This is a genomic window from Actinoplanes derwentensis (assembly GCF_900104725.1).
Classification (GTDB): domain Bacteria; phylum Actinomycetota; class Actinomycetes; order Mycobacteriales; family Micromonosporaceae; genus Actinoplanes; species Actinoplanes derwentensis.
In genome coordinates this window covers 3,620,314-3,641,164 of the sequence record NZ_LT629758.1, presented here as the reverse complement: position 1 = coordinate 3,641,164, position 20,851 = coordinate 3,620,314, and the positions used below count along the sequence as shown (strand labels likewise).

At 70.8% G+C, this 20,851-nt stretch carries 19 protein-coding genes; 9 read left to right on the top strand and 10 right to left on the bottom strand.

The features are described 5' to 3' along the window. Positions 1-70 precede the first annotated feature (70 nt). Entirely contained in the window at positions 71-856 is a 786-nt protein-coding gene (locus BLU81_RS16060) for a GNAT family N-acetyltransferase (RefSeq protein WP_092545421.1), read from the bottom strand. Positions 857-909: 53 nt separating this feature from the next. Here BLU81_RS16060 and BLU81_RS16055 point away from each other — a divergent pair, with 53 nt between their 5' ends. Further along, positions 910-1,926 (top strand): DUF6183 family protein, encoded by a 1,017-nt coding sequence (locus tag BLU81_RS16055; RefSeq protein WP_092545420.1) that lies wholly within the window; start codon positions 910-912, stop codon positions 1,924-1,926. 66 nt (positions 1,927-1,992) lie between these two features. Continuing rightward, complete coding sequence (locus BLU81_RS16050) at positions 1,993-3,318, top strand: sensor domain-containing phosphodiesterase (RefSeq protein ID WP_092545419.1); 1,326 nt, start codon at positions 1,993-1,995, stop codon at positions 3,316-3,318. Here the strand turns inward: BLU81_RS16050 and BLU81_RS16045 are convergent. From BLU81_RS16045 to BLU81_RS48320, 3 genes are read right to left on the bottom strand one after another with little or no spacing between them, the layout of a single operon-like run. Beyond that, positions 3,235-3,903, bottom strand: coding sequence for a GTP pyrophosphokinase (locus BLU81_RS16045; RefSeq protein ID WP_231954578.1), 669 nt, complete (start codon positions 3,901-3,903; stop codon positions 3,235-3,237). The genes BLU81_RS16050 and BLU81_RS16045 overlap by 84 nt on opposite strands. Positions 3,904-3,926: 23 nt before the next feature. After that, on the bottom strand, positions 3,927-5,714 hold the full coding sequence (locus tag BLU81_RS16040; RefSeq protein ID WP_172890561.1) for a substrate-binding and GGDEF domain-containing protein: 1,788 nt from the start codon (positions 5,712-5,714) through the stop codon (positions 3,927-3,929). A 45-nt stretch (positions 5,715-5,759) separates the two neighbouring features. Further along, complete coding sequence (locus BLU81_RS48320) at positions 5,760-6,431, bottom strand: hypothetical protein (protein ID WP_157751613.1); 672 nt, start codon at positions 6,429-6,431, stop codon at positions 5,760-5,762. A 33-nt stretch (positions 6,432-6,464) separates the two neighbouring features. Between BLU81_RS48320 and BLU81_RS48315 the strand changes: the two genes are divergently transcribed. Further along, positions 6,465-7,184: a GNAT family N-acetyltransferase gene (locus BLU81_RS48315; protein WP_157751612.1), complete on the top strand. Its 720-nt coding sequence runs from the start codon at positions 6,465-6,467 to the stop codon at positions 7,182-7,184. Positions 7,185-7,257: 73 nt separating this feature from the next. Then, the gene (locus BLU81_RS16030) at positions 7,258-7,863 is read left to right on the top strand and encodes a DJ-1/PfpI family protein (protein ID WP_092545416.1); all 606 of its coding nucleotides are present in this window, start codon (positions 7,258-7,260) and stop codon (positions 7,861-7,863) included. Between the two features lie 7 nt (positions 7,864-7,870). Here the strand turns inward: BLU81_RS16030 and BLU81_RS16025 are convergent, their stop codons facing one another. Beyond that, positions 7,871-8,761 carry an SDR family oxidoreductase gene (locus tag BLU81_RS16025; protein WP_092545415.1) on the bottom strand — a complete coding sequence of 297 codons (891 nt, stop codon included), beginning with the start codon at positions 8,759-8,761 and terminating at the stop codon, positions 7,871-7,873. An 82-nt stretch (positions 8,762-8,843) separates the two neighbouring features. On the opposite strand from BLU81_RS16025, the gene BLU81_RS16020 reads away from it, so the two are divergent. Further along, positions 8,844-9,404, top strand: a complete 561-nt coding sequence (locus BLU81_RS16020) for a TetR/AcrR family transcriptional regulator (protein WP_092557144.1) — start codon at positions 8,844-8,846, stop codon at positions 9,402-9,404. Here BLU81_RS16020 and BLU81_RS16015 read toward each other — a convergent pair. The 3 genes from BLU81_RS16015 to BLU81_RS16005 form a co-directional block, all read right to left on the bottom strand. Continuing rightward, entirely contained in the window at positions 9,398-11,038 is a 1,641-nt protein-coding gene (locus BLU81_RS16015; RefSeq protein ID WP_092545414.1) for a thiamine pyrophosphate-binding protein, read from the bottom strand. The two genes, BLU81_RS16020 and BLU81_RS16015, sit on opposite strands and share 7 nt — an antisense overlap. A gap of 5 nt (positions 11,039-11,043) precedes the next feature. Then, positions 11,044-11,817: a cyclase family protein gene (locus BLU81_RS16010; protein WP_092545413.1), complete on the bottom strand. Its 774-nt coding sequence runs from the start codon at positions 11,815-11,817 to the stop codon at positions 11,044-11,046. Positions 11,818-11,952: 135 nt separating this feature from the next. After that, complete coding sequence (locus BLU81_RS16005) at positions 11,953-13,470, bottom strand: LLM class flavin-dependent oxidoreductase (protein WP_092545412.1); 1,518 nt, start codon at positions 13,468-13,470, stop codon at positions 11,953-11,955. A gap of 86 nt (positions 13,471-13,556) precedes the next feature. Between BLU81_RS16005 and BLU81_RS16000 the strand changes: the two genes are divergently transcribed. The 3 genes from BLU81_RS16000 (at position 13,557) to BLU81_RS15990 (ending at position 16,266) form a co-directional block, all read left to right on the top strand. Beyond that, on the top strand, positions 13,557-14,060 hold the full coding sequence (locus BLU81_RS16000; RefSeq protein ID WP_231954577.1) for a MarR family winged helix-turn-helix transcriptional regulator: 504 nt from the start codon (positions 13,557-13,559) through the stop codon (positions 14,058-14,060). 60 nt (positions 14,061-14,120) lie between these two features. Next, entirely contained in the window at positions 14,121-15,299 is a 1,179-nt protein-coding gene (locus tag BLU81_RS15995) for a delta-60 repeat domain-containing protein (protein WP_092545410.1), read from the top strand. Between the two features lie 220 nt (positions 15,300-15,519). Then, complete coding sequence (locus tag BLU81_RS15990) at positions 15,520-16,266, top strand: polysaccharide deacetylase family protein (RefSeq protein WP_231954576.1); 747 nt, start codon at positions 15,520-15,522, stop codon at positions 16,264-16,266. A 160-nt stretch (positions 16,267-16,426) separates the two neighbouring features. Here BLU81_RS15990 and BLU81_RS15985 read toward each other — a convergent pair whose 3' ends face one another. Both BLU81_RS15985 and BLU81_RS15980 read right to left on the bottom strand, forming a co-directional pair. After that, entirely contained in the window at positions 16,427-16,870 is a 444-nt protein-coding gene (locus tag BLU81_RS15985; RefSeq protein WP_092545409.1) for a DoxX family protein, read from the bottom strand. Positions 16,871-16,966: 96 nt separating this feature from the next. After that, on the bottom strand, positions 16,967-17,461 hold the full coding sequence (locus BLU81_RS15980; protein ID WP_092545408.1) for a MarR family winged helix-turn-helix transcriptional regulator: 495 nt from the start codon (positions 17,459-17,461) through the stop codon (positions 16,967-16,969). Positions 17,462-17,566: 105 nt separating this feature from the next. On the opposite strand from BLU81_RS15980, the gene BLU81_RS15975 reads away from it, so the two are divergent. After that, positions 17,567-20,821, top strand: coding sequence for a PAS domain S-box protein (locus BLU81_RS15975; protein WP_092545407.1), 3,255 nt, complete (start codon positions 17,567-17,569; stop codon positions 20,819-20,821). Positions 20,822-20,851 lie beyond the last annotated feature (30 nt).

The following is a 20,851-nucleotide window of genomic DNA, read 5'->3' as shown; positions in this document are numbered from 1 at the left end:
CCGGCGCGTCTCCGACTTTCTACGCATCTCGCCAGCTACGGACAGCAACTGCGACGTTGCGCGGAATAGCTCAATTACCGGGCGCCGCCATGAGGTACGGCGTGGTGGTACTGAGCGCGGCGAACCCGAGTCGCGACAGAATCGGGCGGCTCTGATCCGTTGCGTCCACCTGGAGGTACCGGTAGCCCAGATCGGCGGCGATCCGGGCCCGCTCGGCCACCAGCGCCCGATAGATGCCCTTACCCCGCCACTCGGGTGCGGTGCCGCCACCCCACAGGCCGACGAAATCAGTGCCCGGGTAGACGTCCATCCGGGCACTGGACACCGGTTCGTCACCGGCCAGCACCACGAACGGGTGGGCGTTCTCCGGTTCCTCGGCCAGCTGTTTGAGCACCCGGTGCCGCAGCCAGTCGGCGTTCTCCCCGAACGCACGCTCACTGGCCCGCGCCATCAACTCGACCCCGGCGGCGTCGGTGACCCTCTCCAGACGTACGCCATCGGGAAGTTCGGTCGACAACCGCATGTCGCCGACCGCCCCGACCATCAGCGTCTCCCGCTCCTCGGCGGCGAAGCCCGCGGCGAGGAGCCGCTCACCCAGGTCGGCGGGCCGGTCGTGCCCGTAGAGCTTCCACTCGAACTCCACCCCGAGTCCGGCGAAGAACCGCACCTGAGCGGCGATCGCCGCGTCCGCGCCGTCCTCGTCCAGCTCCGACCAGACGACCGCGTTCCAGTCCTTCCGGCCGCCCACGTGCCGCAACACCGGGCCGTCCCACTCCATGTGTGTGGACGGGGTCTCCGAACGGGAGTCACGTCGCATCTGCCGGTCGAAAAGTGCCAGTACCTCTTGATGATCCACACCCGAACCCCAGCACGCCACGCGCCTTTCGGGCAACGCATTATCGTGCTCTGGTGACCGAAGACCCCACCGAGATCGCCGTCGCCCTGACCTCCCTCGACGACACTTCCAGCCTCGGGACGCTGGTCGAGCGCCGGTTGACGGACGGTGACGTCCGGTTCGCCGTGGATCTCGGGACCGAGCTGTGGCGGCGGTACGGATCCGAGCCGAACCCGCCGTGGCAGTTCGGCAGCGTCTTCGACGACATCCTGCGCCGGCTGGCCCTGCGCCCGGGGATGGTGACCGAGACCGCCGAGTTCTTCACCACCGTCGCCGTGGGGCGCCGGGCCCGGTACGTCGCATCCTTGCTGGCCACCGAGCACACCGCCTCCGAGATGCGGGCGCTGACCGGAAACGCCGAGTTGAGTGCCTGCCTGTCCCAGGAGCTTCCACTGCGCGCTCTCCCACCGGGGCGGTTGTGGGCCCGGCCGCCGCATCCGCTCTCCTGGCTGCCGCTGGCGCTGACACCGATGGAGAAGTGGCCGGACCTGCCCCGGCACTCGCTGCGGGGAACCTCGCTGAGTCGTCCGGGCGTGCGGGTGTCACCCGTACCGGATGGCGGTGGGCCTCTGCCGTCGTGGCGGGAGACGGACGCCGGACAGATCGCGGCGGCGGTGAACGGCTGGCAGGTGGAGGCCCGGATCGTCACCTTCGCGGAGGCGGTGACACCGCACGCGTTCGCCGGTCTCGGGCTGGCGAGCACCGAGGGCCTGACCGAGGGGTTCGGGGTGTGCTCCGCCGCCGACGGCTGGCACCAACTGTTCGCCGCGGCCTCGATGGGCGGCGCCTACGGCTGGGGCGAGTTCGGCGCGTACGGCCGGCTCGCCGCCTGGCGCTCGGTCGCCGCGCTGACCGGTGCCCCGCCCGGCGCCAGCGCCGGCGAGGTGGCGACCCTGGCCGAAACCTGCACGTGGGTCTGGTTCGGCGGGGCCACCGGCTGGTTCGGCGGGGTCATGTGGGACATCGGGCTGGCGGTACTGTCCGCCGACGGCCGCCGCCTCGCCGTTCTGGCGGCGACCGACACCGATTGAGCGGGGGCGACGATCCGGCGGCCGGATCCCCTCACCCCGGCGTGGCGGCAGCCGATCCTTACTATCGTGCCCGACATCCATGACCTTCTGGACCGGCGTGCCGTCGCCACCGTCTTCCAGCCGCTGATCGACATCGAGAGCGGCATGCTCGCCGGTTACGAAGCGCTGACCCGTGGCCCGGCCGGCAGCTCGTGGGAGTCGCCGGTGGCGCTGTTCGCCGCGGCTCGCGCCGTCGGGCGGGAAGCCGAACTCGACTGGATCTGCCGGGCCGCCGCCTACCGGATCGCCCTCGACGCCGGCCTCGACCGGCGGCTGACCCTGTTCGTCAACATGGAGCCGACCGCTTGGCGGATCGCCTGCCCGGCCGATCTCGCGCCGGTCGTCGAGCAGGCCCGGAAGCGGTTGCGGGTGGTCACCGAGATGACCGAGCGGGCCCTGGCCGACGACCCGGCCGCGGTGCTGTCGGCGGCGGCGAACTGCCGGGAGGCCGGCTGGGGTGTGGCCCTCGACGACGTGGGCGCCGACCCGATGTCGCTGGCGCTGATGCCGTTCATCCAGCCGGACGTGGTGAAACTCGACATGGGCCTGCTGCGGGCGCCGGACGATCCGCACACCGCCCGGGTGGTGGCGGCGGTTTACGCGTACGCCGAGTCGACCGGGGCCACCGTGCTCGCCGAAGGCATCGAGACGGCCGCGCAGCTGTCGACGGCCCGGACGATGGGCGCGACCGTCGGGCAGGGCTGGCACTACGGACGGCCCGCCCCGCTGCCCGGCCAGGCCACGCCGGTGACCGCCCTGCCCCTGCTGGCGGCGCCGGTGCAGGACGACCGGACCCCGTTCGAGATCGTCAGCGCGGTGCGGCCGGTAACCCGTACGACAAAAGCGCGTCTCATGCCGATGAGCCGCCACCTGGAAGCCCTCGCCGGGGACGGGCCGGAGCCGCCCGTCCTTCTCGCGTGTTTCCAGCACGCCCGGCATTTCACCCCGGCGACGGCCGAGCGGTTCCGCCGGGTCGCCGCCTACAGCCCGCTGGTCGCCGCGCTCGGTGCCGGCCTCGACGACGAGCCGGCCACCGGCGTACGGGGTGCCTGCCTGAGCGGCGACCGGCTCAACGGCGAGTGGAACGTGATCGTTCTCGGCCCGCACCGGGCTGCCGCCCTGGTGGCGCGCGACCTCGGCAACGAGGCCGACGACGCCGGGGAGTCGCATCGCGGTTTCGAGTTCGCCATCACCCACGACCGTGCTCTGGTCGTGCGGGCGGCCCGGTCGCTGCTGCGGCACATCGCCCCGGTCCGCGTCCCGGACCCGTCAGCGGCGTGGGCCGTGGATCTCTCGGTGCAGGCGCTCCATGCGGAGGTCGAGGCGGGCGGCGTCCTCAGCGGCGGCCGTTAGCTCGTCGCGCAGCCGCGGCGGGACCACATCCGGGTCGTGCTTGTAGTAGATCTTGTGTTCCAGGCTGGCCCAGAAGTCCATCGCCACCGTGCGCAGCTGCACCTCGACCGGGACCGCCACCACCCGGTCGGACATGAAGACCGGGATCTCGACGATCAGGTGCAGGCTGCGGTAACCGTTGATCTTCGGCTTGGCGATGTAGTCCTTCGTCACCACCAGGTTGACGTCGGGCTGGCGGGTCAGCATGTTGGCGACGGTGTAGACGTCGGAGACGAAACTGCACACGATCCGTATCCCGGCGATGTCCCGTATCCGCGCCCGCAGGTCGTCGAAGTGCAGCGGGCAGTCCAGCCGGCGGGCTTTCGCGGTGATGCTCGCCGGTGACTTCAAGCGCGGGCTGACGTGTTCGATCGGGTTGCCGGAGCCGCGGTGGGTGAGTTCCTCGGCCAGGATGGTGATCTTCGTGTTGATCTCGGCGAGCCCGAACTTGTAGACCATCAGGAAGTGGTTCAGATCGGCGTACTGCTCGTGCCAGGCCTCGGGGTGCCCCCGGCGGGCGAGCTGGCCGGGCTGATCGGTCGTCACTTCTCGTCTCTCCACGGAATCCGTCATCGTCGTCGTGACGCCGACTTCGCCTCGTACATGGCGGCGTCAGCCTCACGCAGCAGCAGGTCGGGGTCCGAGGCCCCGCCCCCGGAGATCGCCGATCCGATGCTCACTCCGACCTCGACCCGTTTGCCGTCGATCAGGTACGGCTCGGTCACCGCCGTCCGGATCGAGGCACGGACCACCTCCTCCGCACCCGGCCGGGACACGTTGTCGATCAGCACGACGAACTCGTCCCCACCGAGCCGGGCCACCGTATCGGTGCGCCGCAACTGCGCCGTCAACCGCCTCGCCACCTGTACCAGCAGCTGGTCACCGGCCGCGTGCCCGAGCGAGTCGTTCACCGCCTTGAAACCGTCCAGATCCAGCAGAAGCACACCGAAACGGTAGCCGGGTTCCCTGGCAGCCCGTAGTCCGGCCTGCGCCAGCCGGTCCTCCAGCAGCAGCCGATTGGGCAGACCGGTCAGATGATCACGCATGGCGGCGGTCCGCAGCCGCTCCTCCATCACCCGGTAGTCCAGGGCTTTCGCCAGCAACGACCCGGAGTGGTTCATCATCTCCCGCCCCGGTGGCGTCGTCGACTGGATCCGGCCGACCGCGGCCAGCAGCCCCCAGTTCGTCACCGAACTGCGCACCGGCACCACGAAGACGATGTCACCGCTCGCACCGTGCGCCAGGTCGAAGAGCTCCCGGGGCGGGAACTCGTCCACCGGGAGTACGCGGCCCGGGGCGCCCGCCGGGAACTGGTACGCCCCGGTCAGCTCCAGCGTCTCCGGTTCGTCCGGGCTCCACTGCCCGAAACTGCCGGCCACCGCCGTGGTCCGGTCCAGCCACTCCAGCTTCCCCGGGTCGCCACCTTTCTCGGCCAGCAGCGCGATGCCCAGGTCGTACTGGATGTTCAAGGTGTCCTGCAGGTAGCGGACCTGCCGGAACAGTTCACGGGTCTGGCGCTCGGAGACCGGCAGGCCGTGGGACGGGCAGCCACACGACTCCCGCGACTCGAAGATCGTCGGAACCTCCAGCTTCCGCGGCGGCTGATCGAACAGCGAATGGACGGCGGCACCCAGCGCGTCCAGCGGCTGCCGCACACTCGACAGGGCCGGCCGCAGGTAGGCGGCGTCGGCGATGTCGTCGAACCCGACCACCGCCAGCTCCCGGGGCAGGTCGTAACCGGCAGCGGTCAGCCGCCCGATCAGGCCGATCGCGTTCCGGTCGGTGCCCAGCACGATCGCGGTCACCGGCATCCCGGCCTGGATCAGCGCCTCGGCGACCTGCTCACCACCGGACTCGTGATTGTCACCGCTGTCGTAGACCAGCGGCGTCAACTCGTGTTCGGCCAGGCCCGCGCAGTAGCCGGCGAGCCGTTCCCGCAGGTCGAAGTGGGCCATGTAACCGGCGAACGCGATCCGTTCATGTCCGTGACCGATCAGGTGAGCGACGGCGTCCCGTACCCCACTGCGGTTGTCGGCCGCCACCACCGACATGCCCGGACCGGCCGTCTCCTCCGCGACCAGCACCACCGGCAGGCCGGCCCGCAGAGCGGCCGCCGGAAAGGCGGGCGACACCGCGCCCGGCAGCACCACCAGGCCGTCGAGATGCCGCCACGCGACCGGTTTGTCGAAGTCGGGCAGGCCGGCCCGGTCCGCGCTGTGCGCCCCCGGCTCCAGCGTCTGGACAGCCATCACCCGATCACCGGCGGCGACCGCGGCGGCGTTGATCCCCTCGATGATCGCCCCGTAGTAGTCCCCGCCGACGAACGGGGACAGGATCCCGAAGGTACGCCCACTCACACGTCCCATGATCGCTCAAATCCGCACCTCGATGGGCCGGGACGCTCAGCCCAGCCCGACGACGTCCAGCACCACCCGGATCGCGGCACCCACGGGCCGCAGGATCGCGTCCCACACCCAGCGCCCGGCCCAGCCGATCGCCAGCATCACCGGCCGGAGCGTCCACCGCCAGACGAACGCGATCGCCAGCCCGACCGGCCGGATCAGGAACCGGTAGAGCTGCCGGAACAGCCACTCGGTGCCCTGCCAGCCGGTGACCAGCATCCACACGACCATCTGCCCCAGCGGCTCGAGAACCCACGTCCAGAGCCATCCGACTACCGGGCGCAGCACCCATCGATAGAGGTTGACGGCTACTTTCTCCCACAACCACATCAGCGGTACGCCGATGAGCAGCACCGGAATCATCAGGATCCAGCCGCCCAGCTTGACCAGCCCCCGGCCGAGCCAGGTGACCGGCGTCCGCAGCACCCGCCGCCACACCCAGACCGCCGGCGCCTCGATCAGGGTCCGCCACGCCCAGCCCAGCGGCGCGACGATCAGGTGGTCCCAGACCCAGAGCAGCGGGGCGATCACGAACCGTCTGAGAAACCGCCCGATGATCAGGAACAATTCGCCGAGGAGCCGGAACGGCAGAACCACCGCGACCGCGACCGCCCGGATCGGCCACATCAGCCAGGTCGGCAGGGGATCACGGGTATCGTCAGCGCTCGGCACCGGCTCAAGGTATCCGACGCTTACCATTCTCCGGTGACACGTGCCGCCTTGATCGAAGAACACGCCGCCTCCGCGTGGCCCGCCGTCCACAGCACCCGTGACGAGGGCTGGCTGCTGCGGCACAGTCCCGGAGTCGGCAAGCGGCGCAACAACTCGGCGCTGCCGGTCGCCGGCACGCCGGCGATCGACACGGCCGAGCAGTACTACCGGTCCCGTGACCTGCCGGTCGTGGTCCAGATCAGTCCCGCCGAGGACCACACCGCCCTGGACGAGACGCTGGCCGGGCTGGGTTATCGCCACGACGCGCCGACGCTTGTGCTGACCGCCCCCACCGCCACGGTCAGCGGGCCCGCCCCCGAGGTGGAGATCACCGGTCTCACGCCGGACTGGCGTGAGGCGTACGGCAACGCCGCCGTGAGCACCCACGTCCTGGACCGGATCGAACGCCCGGCCGGGTTCGCCTCGATCACGGTCGACGACCGGATCGCCGCGCTGGGCCTGTTCGTGGTCGGCGACGGTCTGGCCGGCGTCTTCTGCATGGCCACGTCCCCGCGCTACCGCCGCCGGGGTCACGCCGCCGCGATCCTGCGCGCCGGCGCGGCCTGGTCCGCCGCCCAGGGCTCCGACCTGCTCTATCTCCAGGTCGAGGAGGACAACTTCCCCGCCCGCCGCTTGTACGAGGGAGTCGGTTTCACGTTCTCCCACGGCTACCACTACCGCGTCCGCGACAGCTGGCCAGAACCCGTCGCATAGTGGCATTCCAGCCACTTCTGCCGCCCGTCACGGTTCCTTAGCGTTCACGTCAACAACGCGGAAGGACCGATTGATGTACGCCCAGATCGTTCTGTTCGACGGTTTCGACCCCCTCGACGTGGTGGCCCCACTCGAAGTCCTGGTAGCGGGCAGTGCCCTGGCCGGCAACGCCTGCGACGTGCGCCTGGTGTCCGCCCAGGGCCCACGCCGAGTGGTGAGCGGCACCGCGGGCCTGGCCTTGGACGCGACCGCGGCCTTGGACCCGGATCTCCCCGGCTACGTCCTGATCCCCGGAGCGTCCGGCCCGCTCGACGACATCCCCGGGCTGCTGGCGCAGGCCGCCCGGACCGAACTGGCCCCGCTGGCGGCGAAGGCCCTGGCCAACCCGGAGATCACCGTCGCCACGGTCTGCGGTGGCTCCCTGCTCCTGGGTCTGGCCGGACTCCTGACCGGCCGGACCGCGGTGACCCACGCCGGTGGCCTGGACGCTCTCCGATCCACCGGCGTCACCGTCGTCGACGCCCGGGTGGTCGACGACGGTGATCTGATCTCCGGCGCCGGCGTGACCTCCGGCCTCGACCTGGCCCTGCATCTGGTCGAACGTTCGTTCGGCCCGCGGGTGGCGCACGAGGTGGAACAACTGATCCAGTACGAACGCCGGGGCATCGTCTGGCGTTAGCCCCGGATCAGGCGTAGGCGCCGGCGGCGATGTCCTCCAGCAGGGTCGGGCCGGTCGGCGTCCAGCCGAACGCGGCCTGGGTGAGGTCGCTGGTGGAGGTCATGTCCATGCCGAAGAAGCGGCCCAGGAAACCGAAGTGGGCGACCGCCTCGGACTCCTCGATCGGTTTCACCGGGACGTTCAGGAACCGGCCGATGGCCGCCGCGATGTCCCGGCTGAGGACCGACGTCTCGGCGACGGCGTGCAGGCGGGTGCCGGCGGGAGCCTGTTCGAGGGCGAGCCGGACCAATCGGGCCGCGTCGTGGACGTGCACGGCGGACCAGGCGGTCCCGCCGTCGCCGACGTAACCGGAGACGCCGGTGCGGCGGGCCGTCGCCACCAGGTAGCTGATGAAACCGTGGTCGCCGGTGCCGTGCACGGTGGGGGCGAACCGGGCCGCGACGGACCGGACACCCTGGGCGACGTGCTCGAAGGCCAGGTTCTCGGCGCCGCCGCGCGGACTGTCGGGTCCGTGCGACGGCGACGGGTCGTTCTCGTTCGACGGTCGGCCGTGGGCCAGCGAGGCCAGGCCGGAGGCGAAGACGAACGGGCGGCCGGTGCCGGTCAGGGCTTCGGCGATGGCCTGGACGGCGGCTCGTTCGGCGCGGTTGGACTCGGCCGGGTTCGCCCAGTCGTGTTTGTTGGCCAGGTGCACGACGGCGTCGGCGCCGGACGCGCCACGCTGCAGGGCGGCCAGGTCGTCGAGGTCGCCGGGCAGCGCGGCGGCGCCTTTCGCCTGCAGGGCCGCCGCCGAGGCGCCGGTGCGGGCGAGGCCGGTGACGCGGTGGCCGTTGGCCAGCAGTTCGTCGACGGTGTGCGAGCCGATCCAGCCGCCGGCGCCGGTCAGGAACACGTGCATGAGGTGCCTCCACAGGTGATGTCAGTGACTGACATGACCGTACACCCTGATGTCAGACTCTGACATCACTATGATCGGGATCATGGGGAGATGGCAGGGCGGCGCGGGCGACCGGCTCAAGGAGGCGGCGCTGAGCCTCTTCCGCACCCAGGGGTACGACGGCACCACGGTCGCCGAGATCGCCGCCGCGGCCGGAGTCACCGAGCGCACCTTCTTCCGCCACTACGCGGACAAACGTGAGGTGCTGTTCGTCGATCAGGGCGAGTTCGAGCGGGCGTTCCTGACCGGCCTGCCGGAGACCGGCGCCGACCCGATGCGCCTGATCGCGGCGGTCCTGGACAGCGCGGCCACCCTCTTCCCCGAACAGCGCCGCACCTGGTCCCGCGCCCGCCAGACAGTGATCACCACGACCGTCGCCCTGCAGGAGCGCGAACTCCTCAAGATGTCCGCCCTGGCGGCGGCCCTGACCAGGGCACTGACCGCCCGCGGCATCGACCCGACGAGCGCCGCGCTGGCCGCCGAGTCCGGGGTGACCGTCTTCCGCACCGCGTTCACGGTCTGGGTCGACCCGGCCGAGGACCGCACGTTCCCGGTGATCCAGCAGACGGTCCTGGCCCGCCTGCACGCCCTGATCGGTCAGTGACCCCGGAAGGCCTCCTCCAGCCACCACGCGGGCTTACCCGCGGCCACCTTGGCGTCGACGACCATCGGGACGTCCCGTGGCCCCGCCAGCCATTCACCCACAAGATCAAGATCTTCCGGCTTGCGTACGGTGACAGCAGCGCACCCGTACCCACGGGCGATGGCCGCGATGTCCGTCTCCGGGAACCGCACCGTGTCCAAGGGGTGACCGTCCGGCCCGAAGTGGTGGACCTCGGCCCCGTACGCCTCGTCGTTGTAGACCACCACCAGCATCCCGATACCGAGCCGCCGGACCGTGTCCAGTTCGGCGATGCCCATCAGGAAACCGCCGTCCCCACAGGCCGCGACGGGCAGCCGCCCCGGCGAGGCGAGAGCGGCCCCGAGCGTACTGGCCAGGCCCAGCCCGATCGACTGGAACGATTGGGTGAAACAGAAGCCCCGATGATCCGGAACGGTCAGAAACATCGACGGATAGCCCATGAAGTTGCCCGAGTCGACGGCCACCACCCGTTCCGGGGGCAACAGATCGTCGAGGGCGATGGTGAGAGCCCGCGGGTCGACGTGAGTGTCGTCGCCGTCGTCGTCGAACGCGACGTCCCGCCATCGCCCCTGGTCACGCAACTTCCCCCGTACCGCGTCGGTCCGGTACCCCTCCCGCTCACCGGGGAGCGCGGCGCGGACCGCGACCGCGCTGAACGCCGCGTCCCCGATCACCCCCAGGTCGATCCGGTGATGCCCGCCGAGCGCCGAAGCATCCGTGTCCACCTGCACGACCATCGCGTCCGGGCTGATCAGAGCCCCGTGCCGGGTGGTCCACATGGTCAGCGACGCGCCCCACGCGACCACCACGTCCGAGTCCGCGATCAGTTCGGCGGCCACCGGGGTGGCGAACCCGCCGGACACGTCCAGGTTCCACTCGTTGCCCTGGAACAGGGCTTTCGCCGCCGCTGAGGTGGCCAGCAGCGCCCCGCACGCCCCGGCGAGCGCCTCCAGTTCGGCGCGGGCCGCGAGAGCGCCCCGCCCGGCGATGAAAACCGGCCGTCGCGCACCCCGCAACAGATGGGCCAGAGCGGTCACCGCGTCGTCGGAGGCCCGCGGCGCCTGCACCGCCGGAGCGGGTGGGACGGTCGCCGGTTCGGCCGGGGCGGCCTGCACGTCGAGGGGCAGGTTGAGGACGACCGTGCGCCGCTCGTGCACCGCGATCCGCCACGCCCGGGTGGTGTCGGCGACCGCACTGGCCGGCCCGTGCACCCGTTCACTGACCGCGCCGACGGCGTGCGCGAGGGCGTCCTGGTCGACCCGGAAGTTCGACCGCAGCGCCGACGACGCCGGTTCGGCCGCCAGCACCAGCATCGGGGTACGGCTCTTCGCCGCCTCCGCGATCCCGGTCATCGCGTTCGTCAGCCCACAGCCCTGATGCACCGAGACGATCCCGGGCCTCCCGCTGACCCGCGCGTACGCGTCCGCCGCCGTCGCCGCGCCACCCTCGTGCCGGGTGGCGACGAACCGGGCCCCGTTCGCCACCAGGGCGTTCGTGACGTGGAAGTTGCCGCTGCCGACGACCCCGAAGACCAGGTCGGCGCCGAGTCGGGCCAGGGTCTCGCCGACGACCGCGGCGACCGTGAGATCGGACATGACCCCTACTTCTCGACCAGGGCCAGCACCCGGACCGGGCTGCCGGACCCGCCGACGATCGGCAGCGGCGGGGCGATCACCACCGCCCCCGTCGCCGGCAGACGGTCCAGGTTACGAAGCTGGGTGAGGCCGTACTTCCCGGCGCCCAGCAGGTACGAGTGACACGGGAACGGCGGGTCGAACGAGTGCGCGGCCCCCGCGTCGGTGCCGACCGTCTCCACCCCGAGGCCGATCACCGGGGACTGTTCGGCCAGCCATTTCGCCGCCGCCACCGAGACTCCCGGGGTGTGCGGGCCGGTCTCGTTCGCGTTCAGGAACGCCTCCTGATCACCGGACCGGGCATCCCATCCGGTACGAAGCAGCAGCCACCCGCCTGCAGGCAGCGGCCCGTTGACCGCCTCCCACTCCCGGATGTGCTCGACCTCCAGCAGGAAGTCCGGGTCCTTCGCGGCCCGGTCGGCCACGTCGATCACGACCGCCGGGGCGACCAGCCGGCCCGGCGGCACCTGCGACACGTCCGCACCGTCACGCCCGGTCACCCAGTGGATCGGCGCGTCGAAGTGGGTGCCGGTGTGCTCACCGGTGTGGATGTCGTTCCAGTACCAGGCCGGCCCCCGGTCGTCGTACCGGCTGATCTCGGTCAGCCCGAACGGGGTCGTGTTCGCGAACGGCGGTGGCAGCTGCAGAATCGGAGTGCTCGGCGAGAGCGGCGCGGTGAGGTCGACCACCTCGATCGTGCCACCGCCGAGTCCGGACAACAGGGCTTTGAGAACGCTCATCGAGATCTCCAGGGGGGCGAGGCCGTCGGCGAAGGCCTGAAGACTACGGCCACCCCGAACGTTCCGGTGAACATCGACACTCCGCCGGTCTCAACGCCGAAAACCGAGATCAGGATGCGCCGGGTTCGGCGAGGGTTACTGGATGCCGAGGCGGGCCAGGGGCTCGACCAGTTCGCGTTCCTCGTAGGACAGGTGGGACAGCAGGGTGTCGGAGAGCAGGTCGACGGCGGCTCGGAGGGCGGGCAGGCCGTCGGGGGCGGAGACCAGCGTGACCAGGGCTTTGTCGACGCCTTCGAGGACCTCGTGGATGACGTGGTGTTCGGCTTCCAGGCGGTCGACGACCTTCGCCAGGCGGGGGTCGCTGCGGCGCAGGTGCGGGAAGAGGGAACGGTCCTCCAGGGTGTGGTGGGTGGTGACGATGCGGCAGTAGGACTCGCAGTACGTGCCGAGCGTCCAGTTGTTCTGCCGCATCGTCATCGTGTTGATGTGGGAGCGGGCGGTGCCGACGTCCATGGTTCCGGCTTCGACCTGGTCGATCAGGTCGTGGATCTGTTCCAGCTCGGCGCGCAGGCTGTCGTGGACCTGGATCAGGTGCTGTCCGTTGGCCAGTTCCCTTGCGGTGTACGTGCGGGCCGGGTCCAGCTCCGGGCCGGTCGGGCGGGCCTGCTCGTCCCAGACCACGGTGCTGCTCCGGCGTACCCCGCTGTCGGGGGTGGGAATGACGGCGAACGAGGCCCGGCTGGAGGCCGGATCCGCGGTGGCGGCGATCGTCGCGGGCTCGGGTGTGGGAGTGGGGGCTGTCGGGGTGGTGCGGCCGGTCGCTACCAGCTCGCGCACCGCGGGTGCCACCTCGGCGGCGAATCGGCGCAGCTCAGTGGGGTCGTCGGTGGCCAGGATGAAGGTGCTGATCCCGTCGGCCAGGGCCAGGTCCGCCAGTTCCTGCGGGCGCTGGCCGGGGCCGATGTTGAGCAGCCGCCGGATGTCGGACGGCTGCCGCCCGGCCTCCAGCGCCGCCTCGTCGATGATCTTGTGGCCGGCGGCCAGGTCGCCCGGCTTGAGGTAGGCCAGTGACGGCAGCCAACCGTCGGCGCGCCGCCCGGTGAGGGCCAGCATCCGCGGCTTGTAGGCGCCGAGCCAGATGCCGACGTCGTGAGCGGGTGCCGGACCGCGTTTGGCACCGACGGCCCGGTGATACGTGCCGTCGACCCGGACCGCGCGCTGGGCCCCGGTGTCCCACAACTCCCGGATGATCTCGATGCCCTCCTCCAGGGCCTGCACAGCCTGGCCTGGGTTGAGCCGTGGCCCGCCCATCGCCTCGATGGCGTCCCAGAACGCGCCCGCGCCGAGGCCCAGCTCGATCCGGCCGTCGCTGAGCAGGTCGAGGCTGGCGACGCTGCGGGCCAGGACCGCGGGTGGGCGCAGTGGCAGGTTGGTGACGTTGGCCGCGAGGTGCACGCGCTGGGTGCGGGCGGCGGCGTAACTCAGCAGAGTCCAGGTGTCGAGGAAGCCGGGCTGGTAAGGATGGTCCTGGAAGGTGACCAGGTCCAAGCCGGCCTGCTCGGCTAGCACGGTGAGCGCCACGACCCGGTCGGGGTCGCTGGCGGCCGGGGTGATGAAGGACCCGAACTGGAGCGGGTGGCCGTAGTCGGACATGACGCAACTGTGACTCGATTCAGATGTTCTGTCAAACAGAACATCTGTGATGCAGAACTTCTGTCGCGCTGAGCTATGGTTGTCGCGTGACGACGCCCCTCGAAGGTGATCTCGGCTGGATGCTGGGAGTGGTGTTCCGTGCCTACGCCAAGGCCGCCGACCACGTGCTCAGTGATCTGCCCGGCGGTCCCCGCGGTTATCAGGTGCTCACCTCGGCCGTCGGCGACCCGCCCCGCAACCAGGTCGCCATCGGGCAGGAGCTGGGCATCGACCGGACGATCCTCACCTATCTCATCGACGACCTGGAGAAACAGGACCTCGTCGCGCGCCGGCCCGACCCGGCCGACCGTCGCAGCCGGCTCGTCGTCGCCACCGAGAAGGGCCGCGAGATCCAGGCGGCCCATCGGGAAGCGCTTCGGCACGTGGAGACGCATGTCCTCGGCACGCTGCCCGCCGAGGATTCCGTTGCCTTCCGGGCGCTGCTGCAGCGGGTCGCCTGTGAGGCGCAGACCCGGGACCCGCTCAAGGACCTGTGCGAGATCGCGGCCGAGGCCGTGCCCGCGGCCCGGCGCCGCAGACCGCGAAGCTGAACTCGCGGGTTCCCCGGCAATTGTCCCCTAGCATGGCAAAAGACCCATATTGTCGCTCTTATGTCATATTCACCCTGGCTGGCGACGCTGCTCACCGGTGCGCTGGCTCTCCCGGGCGTGCCCGCCCACGCCGGTGCCGTCCCGCCGACCTCGGTCGCTCCGGACCGCACGGTCGGCTTCGACGGCCTCGTCTACACCAGCGTCCACGTCGGTGACACCGTCTACCTCGGCGGCAGCTTCACCCACGCGATCGTCGACGGGAAATCCGTCACCCGCAAACGCCTCGCCGCCGTGGACTCCCGCACCGGGCGGCTGCTGCCCTGGGCGCCCGTTTTGGACGGCACCGTGATGGGCCTCACCGGCACCGGATCGTCGCTCTACGTGACCGGCAAGTTCACCAAGGCCGGCGGGCAGCCCCGAGTCGGACTCGCCGCGATCGACCGCAAGACCGCCGCCGTCGGCGCGCTGAAACACACCGTCAAGGGCCTCGGGCAGACCCTCGCGGTAGCCGACGGGCGCCTCTACCTGGGCGGCGACTTCTCCGCGGTCGACGGGAGGACCGCGGAGAACCTGGCCGCGTTCAAACTCTCCGACGGCAGCCTCGACACCGGGTTCGCCGGTGGCACCGACGGCAAGGTGTGGGCGCTGGCCACGGCCGGGTCGCGACTCTACGTGGGCGGGGCCTTCAAGCAGATCAACGGCGCGGCGGGTACGGCACGGCTGGGCGCCCTCAAACTGGCCGACGGGCGGCTCGACACCGGGTTCAAGCCGGTCACCCCGTACGCCGCGTTCGCCCTCACCGTCAGCGGCGACCGGGTGTTCGCCGGGCTGTCCGGAGTCGGTGGCCGGGTCCAGGCGTACCGCCCGGACGGCAGCCTCGCCTGGAGCAGCGTCACCGACGGTGACGTGCAGGCGATCACCTTCCTGAACGGCACCGTCTACGGCGGCGGCCACTTCACCGTCGCCTGCCCGAAACCGTCCGCCAGCGCCACCTCGTGGTGCCCCGGCAAGAAACTCAAACCGCAGCCGAAGATCGCCGCCTGGGACTCGGCCACCGGCGCACTACGTGACTGGAACCCGCGCAGCAACGGCAAATGGGGTGTGCTCACCCTCAAGTCCAACCCGAAACTGGGCACCCTCACCGTCGGCGGCGACTTCACCGCCTTCGGCAGTGCCGAGCGGCCCCGATTCGCCCAGTTCCGCCCGTGCGGCTACGGCTGCAAGCGTCGCTCCGGCTGAACCGGTCGTTCGGCCCTGTCGGATCGGCCGCACGTCGAGCGGCCGCACGTCGAGCCGGTGTAGCGCTGTCGTCGGCATCGATGTCATTCTCGCGGGCGTGGCGATCGATGGGCGGCGTGGTCTCGGCTTTCTCCTTGTTCTGACGCTGTCCGGGTGCGGGTTCTCCTCGCCCGCGCCCGGACCGGCTCCTGTGCCGTCTGCGTCCGCGCCGGTCCCGCTCGTGGAGAACACCCCCGAGTCACCGACGGCATCCGGCGTGCCCGGACCGTCGAGCACGCCGGGAGCGAGCCGGCCGGGGGTGCTGCCGATCGTGGTTCAGCACGGTCCGCGCGCCGCCAAGCGGGTGGCGCTGACCTTCGACGCGGACATGACCGACGCGATGGCCGCCCGGCTGCGGCGCGGCGAGGTCGCCTCCTACGCCAACCTGCGCCTGCTGAACATCCTGGAGAAACGCCGGATCCCGGCCACGTTCTTCGTCACCGGCCAGTGGGCCGAGCAGTACCCGAAGGTCACCCGGCGCATCGCCGGTAACCCGCTGTTCGAGATCGCCAACCACAGTTACGAACACGCGGCCTTCACCGGTGACTGTTACCACCTGCCCCGGGTGGCGCCGGCCGCGATGACCGAGGGCGTCGCCAAGACCTTCCGGAGTCTGGAACCGTTCGGCGGTCGGCAGACCCGTTACTTCCGGTTCCCCGGCCTGTGCCATGACGCGGCCGCGCTGCGAGCTCTGGCCCCACTGGGTGTCACGGTCATCGACGGCGACGTGATCAGCGGAGACCCGTTCGCCAAGGGCCCGTCGCCGGTGGTGAACGCGGTGTTGACCCAGGTCGAACCGGGTTCCATCGTGATCCTGCACGTGACCGAGGCGAACGCCCAGTACACCGATGACGCACTTCCCGCGATCCTGGCCGGCCTGCGGCGGAGGAATCTCGAGCCGGTGTCCCTCTCCGAACTGCTGTCCTGACTCTTCGTCGTAGCAAGCCGGGTCCCGGCGTCTGCCGGGACCCGGAGCATCGCATCCGGCCCGGCGGCCGCGCCGGGGTCTCGGGGCGCGATCGCCTCGCGCGGGGGCTACGGGACCGGCCGTTGTGGTTGTCCGGCCCCGGGGGCGTACCAGAGAAGGGTCAGACGTTGATGGTCTGGCGGGTCAGGTTGTGGGGCAGGTGCGGGGCCAGGAGGCGGTCGATGCTGTAGCGGCCGGCGCCGAGGACGGTGAAGAGCAGGGCGGCGGCGGCCAGGACCGCCACCAGTTCGAAGCCGCCGTCGGCTACGAAGACGCCGTTGGTGATGTGCACGATCAGGAACGCGCCGATCATGTTGACCGCCAGCAGCAGCGAGACCAGCGGGACGGCCAGGCCGGCCACCAGGGCCACGCCGCCGGCCAGTTCGATGATGGCGGCGAACCAGGCGCTCACCGTCGGTAGCGGGACGCCCATCTGGCCGAAGGCGGCGCTGGTGCCGTCCAGGCCCCACTCGTTGAACTTCTGCCATCCGTGGGCGATGAAGACGATGCCGACGATGACGCGGGCGATCAGCAGGGCGACGTCACGGGGGATCGTGGTGTTCACGAGGTGCCTTTCCGGAGGGGCTAGTTGTCCCGACAACTATTACCGTGGCGATTGATTGAAGCAACAAGTATTGAAGATTCAACTTTATGGGGGATGTCACAACGGGTCGTAGCGGCGGTAGATCTCGGCCCGGTCGTTACCGGGGTCGAGCTTGCGCAACAGAGCAGCACTGATCGACGCCAGCTGCGTCAGCTGTTCCGGGGTCAGCGCGTCCACCACGTATTCGCGGACGGTGTCGACGTGGCCGGGCGCGCTCTCCTGGACCTTGCGCCAGCCCTGTTCGGTGAGCCGGGCGTTCGTCGCCCGCCGATCCTGCGGGCACGGGAACCGCTCGACCAGCCCGCGCGCCTCCAGCCGCTGCACCACGTGCGAGAGCCGGGCCAGCGTCGCGGCGGTCCGGGAGGCGAGCGCCGTCATCCGCAGCGTGTGCTGCGGCGCCTCGGAGAGCTGCGCCAGCACGTAGTAGTCGAAGTGTGTGAGCTGAGCGTCGCGGCGCAGTTGGCTGTCGAGCACGCCCGGGAGCAGTTCGACGACACCGATGAAGCGCACCCATGCCGCCAGCTGCTCGGAGGTCAGCCACGGAGTGTCCACGCGGCGATTCTCGCAGCACGCCGATCCCGCAGCGGGCCGCCGGGTCCCGGTCCGGGACCCGGCCCGGTTCTCAGATCGGGGCGTTCCCGGCCGAACTGGGAGTCGATGAAGATCGCCGTCCCGTCCCGCGCCGTGGCCGCGGCCGTTTCGGATCCGGCCCGGCTCGCCGCCGTGGCCGCGACAGGGCTGATCGACCTGCCGCACTCCCCGGTGCTGGACCGGATCACGGCACTGGCCGCCCGCCTCGTCGGTGGCAAGGTGACGCTGGTGTCGCTCGTCGAACAGGACCGGCAGTGTTTCATCAGCAGCGGCGGCCCGGGCGCCACGGCCGAGGTCGTCGAGACGCCGCTGACCCACTCGTACTGCAAATATGTGGTGGAGAGCGGTCAACCCCTGATCGTGCCGGACGCGCGGGAGCATCCGCTGCTGCGCGAGAGCCCGGCGATCGCGGACTATCAGGCGATCTCCTACCTGGGAGTCCCGTTGCGATCACCTGGCGGGCACATTCTCGGTACGCTGTGCGCCGCCGGGGACGAACCGCAGTCCTGGTCCGACGACGACGTGGCGGCCATGGAGGACCTGGCCGTCGCCGCCACCGCCGAGATCGCCGCCCGGATCAGCGCCTACGACGCGGCCCTCGCCGCCGACCTGGTGCAGCAGATCCTCGACAGCACCCTCGACGCGTTCCTCGCCACCGGCCCGGCCGGACTGGTCGTCTCCTGGAACCGCGAGGCCGAGCGGATGTTCGGCTGGTCCGAGGCGGAAGCCGTCGGCCAGGACTTCAGCGAACTGGTCATCGCGCCCGAGGACCGGGCGGCGTACTCCCTCTGGCTCTCGCAGACCGGGGCGCAGACGGCGGCGGCCGGACGGCGGGTCGCCTTTCAAGCGTTGCAGCGGGGTGGCCGGCGTTTCCCGGTCGAGTTCTCGCTCACCGTGCTCAGCCGACCGGACGGGCCGGCCGCCTACCTGTTCGTGCGGGACCTGACCGCCGCCCGGCACAGCGAGCGGCTGCGCAGCCTGGAGTACTCGGTGGCCGGTGTGCTGGCCGCCGCGCAGAGTGTCGAGCAGGCGACCACCGCGGTGGTGGCGGCGGTCGGCGAGACCCTGCAATGGCCGTACGCCGAATATTGGCACCTCGACGCCGACGGCGCCGACCTGGAACGACTCGCCGTCTGGTCCCGCGACCCGCAGACCACCGCGCGGATGGCCGAGTTCAGCGCCATCGTCCGGGGCCAGGGCGTGGTCGGCGAGGAATGGGATGCCGGAACCGGCCGCTGGATCTCCGACGTGCCGGGCCACGGCGGTCCCCGGGCCGAGGCCGCCCGGCAGGCCGGGTTGCGAACCGCCGCCGCCGTCCCGGTTCGCAACGGCACCGACGTCGTCGGCGTCCTGGCCGTCTTCGACCGCCGCGACACCGAACACGACCCCGACCTGCTGGCCACCCTCGACACGGTGGCCGCATACATCGGCCAGTACGTGCACCGCCGGCACGCCGAAGAGCTGGAACTCGAACTGAGCCGGGCCCGCCGCGAGTTCGACCGGATCGTGTCGAACCTGAGCGACTACCTGTTCACCGCGCGCGTGACCGCCGAGGGCGAGGTGCACCGGCTGTACGACAGCCCCAACGCCGAGGTCTTCGGCGGACCCGTTCCGGAGAGCGGCGACCTGATGTTCATGGTCGGCATGGTCCATCCCGACGACCAGGAGCACTTCCAGACGTTCTTCGGCACGCTGCTGTCCGAACAGCCGGCCCAGGTGGAAGCCCGGTTCCTCGGTTTCGACGGGGTGACCCGCTGGCTGTGGTGCCGCGCGTACCCGCGCCGTGAGGACGGCTTCCTGCACATCGACGGTGTCGTCAGTGACGTCACCCAGCGCCACCACGACCACGCCCGGCTACGTCAGCAGGCCGAACTGCTGGACCTGGCGCCGACCGCGGTGATCGTCCGCGACCTCGACGACCGGATCACCTGGTGGAACCGGGGAGCCGAGGCCACCTACGGCTGGAGTGCCGAGGCCGCCGTCGGCTGCCCCACTCACCGGCTGCTGGACACCCGGTTCCCGGTCCTGCGCACCCTCGTCGACCGGTCCCTGACCGACGATGGGGAGTGGCGCGGCGAGGTCAGCCACCTGTGCAGCGACGGCAGCCGCATCACCGTGCTGTCGCATCAGGCGATGCAGTACGGCGAGGACGGCGCCCCGATGGCGATCCTCGAAGTCAACGTCGACGTCACCGCCCGTAAACAGGCCGAACGGCAGCAGGCCGACAGCGAGCAGCGGCTGCGCACCCAGTTCGCCCTGGCTACCGTCGGGCAGGCCACGATCGCCATGAGCGGGGTGTTCCAGGAGGTCAACCCGGCCCTGGCCAACATGCTCGGCCGGCAGGTCGGCGAGCTGGAGACGATGACCTTCGACGAGATCACCCACCCGGACGAGCGGGCCGCCAACCAGCGGGCCGCGGCGCTGCTCTTCACCCAGGACCTGCCGATGGACCGCAGCCTGCGGATGCTGCACGCCGGCGGTGGCACCGTGGACGCCGAGGTCGGCATGTCCCTGGTCCGGGACAGCGACGGCCAGCCGGTCGGGTTCATCGCCGTGATCCAGGACGTCACCGCTCGCCTCGCGGCCGAACGGGACCGCGACGCTGTCGCCTCCCAGCTCGCCCTGCGCGCCACCGAACTCCAGGACAGCAACATCCAGCTCGCGGCCGCCAACGCCATGAAGATGGACCTGATGGGCATGCTGTCCCACGAGATCGGGACACCCCTGAACACCATCACCGGGTACGCCGACCTGCTGCTCGAAGACGCCGACGGTTTCGCCGGCCCGCAACGCAAAGCGGTCGACGTGATCGCCCGGTCGGCCCGCAAACTGGAACTGCTGCGCGCCGAGATCCTCACCATGTGCATCCTCGACGCCGGTCAGCTCAGTGTCGAACCCGAACCGGTCGACGTCGCCCAGGCGCTCGCCGACGCGGTCGCCGGCCTCGACATGTCCATGCCGATCGACTGCCCGCCCGGCCTGACCGTGCTGGTTCACCCCAGTCACCTGCAGCAGATCGTCACGAACTTCTGCACCAACGCCGCCAAGTACGCCGGCGGGGCCACCGCGATCACCGTGGAACGCCAGGGTGACATCGCGACCGTCGCGGTGCACGACGACGGGCCGGGCATTCCGGAGGAGTTGCGCCCGCAACTGTTCGACCGCTACACCCGCAACCCGGACACCAGCATGACGATCAAGGGGACCGGGCTGGGGTTGTACATCGTGCGCGGGCTGGCCGAAGCCAACCACGGCAGCGCCGGTTTCCGCCCCGGCGCGAACGGCGGCAGCACCTTCACCCTCGCTCTGCCGACCGCCTGATAAACGGCGACCGCTGTTCAAACGGCGACC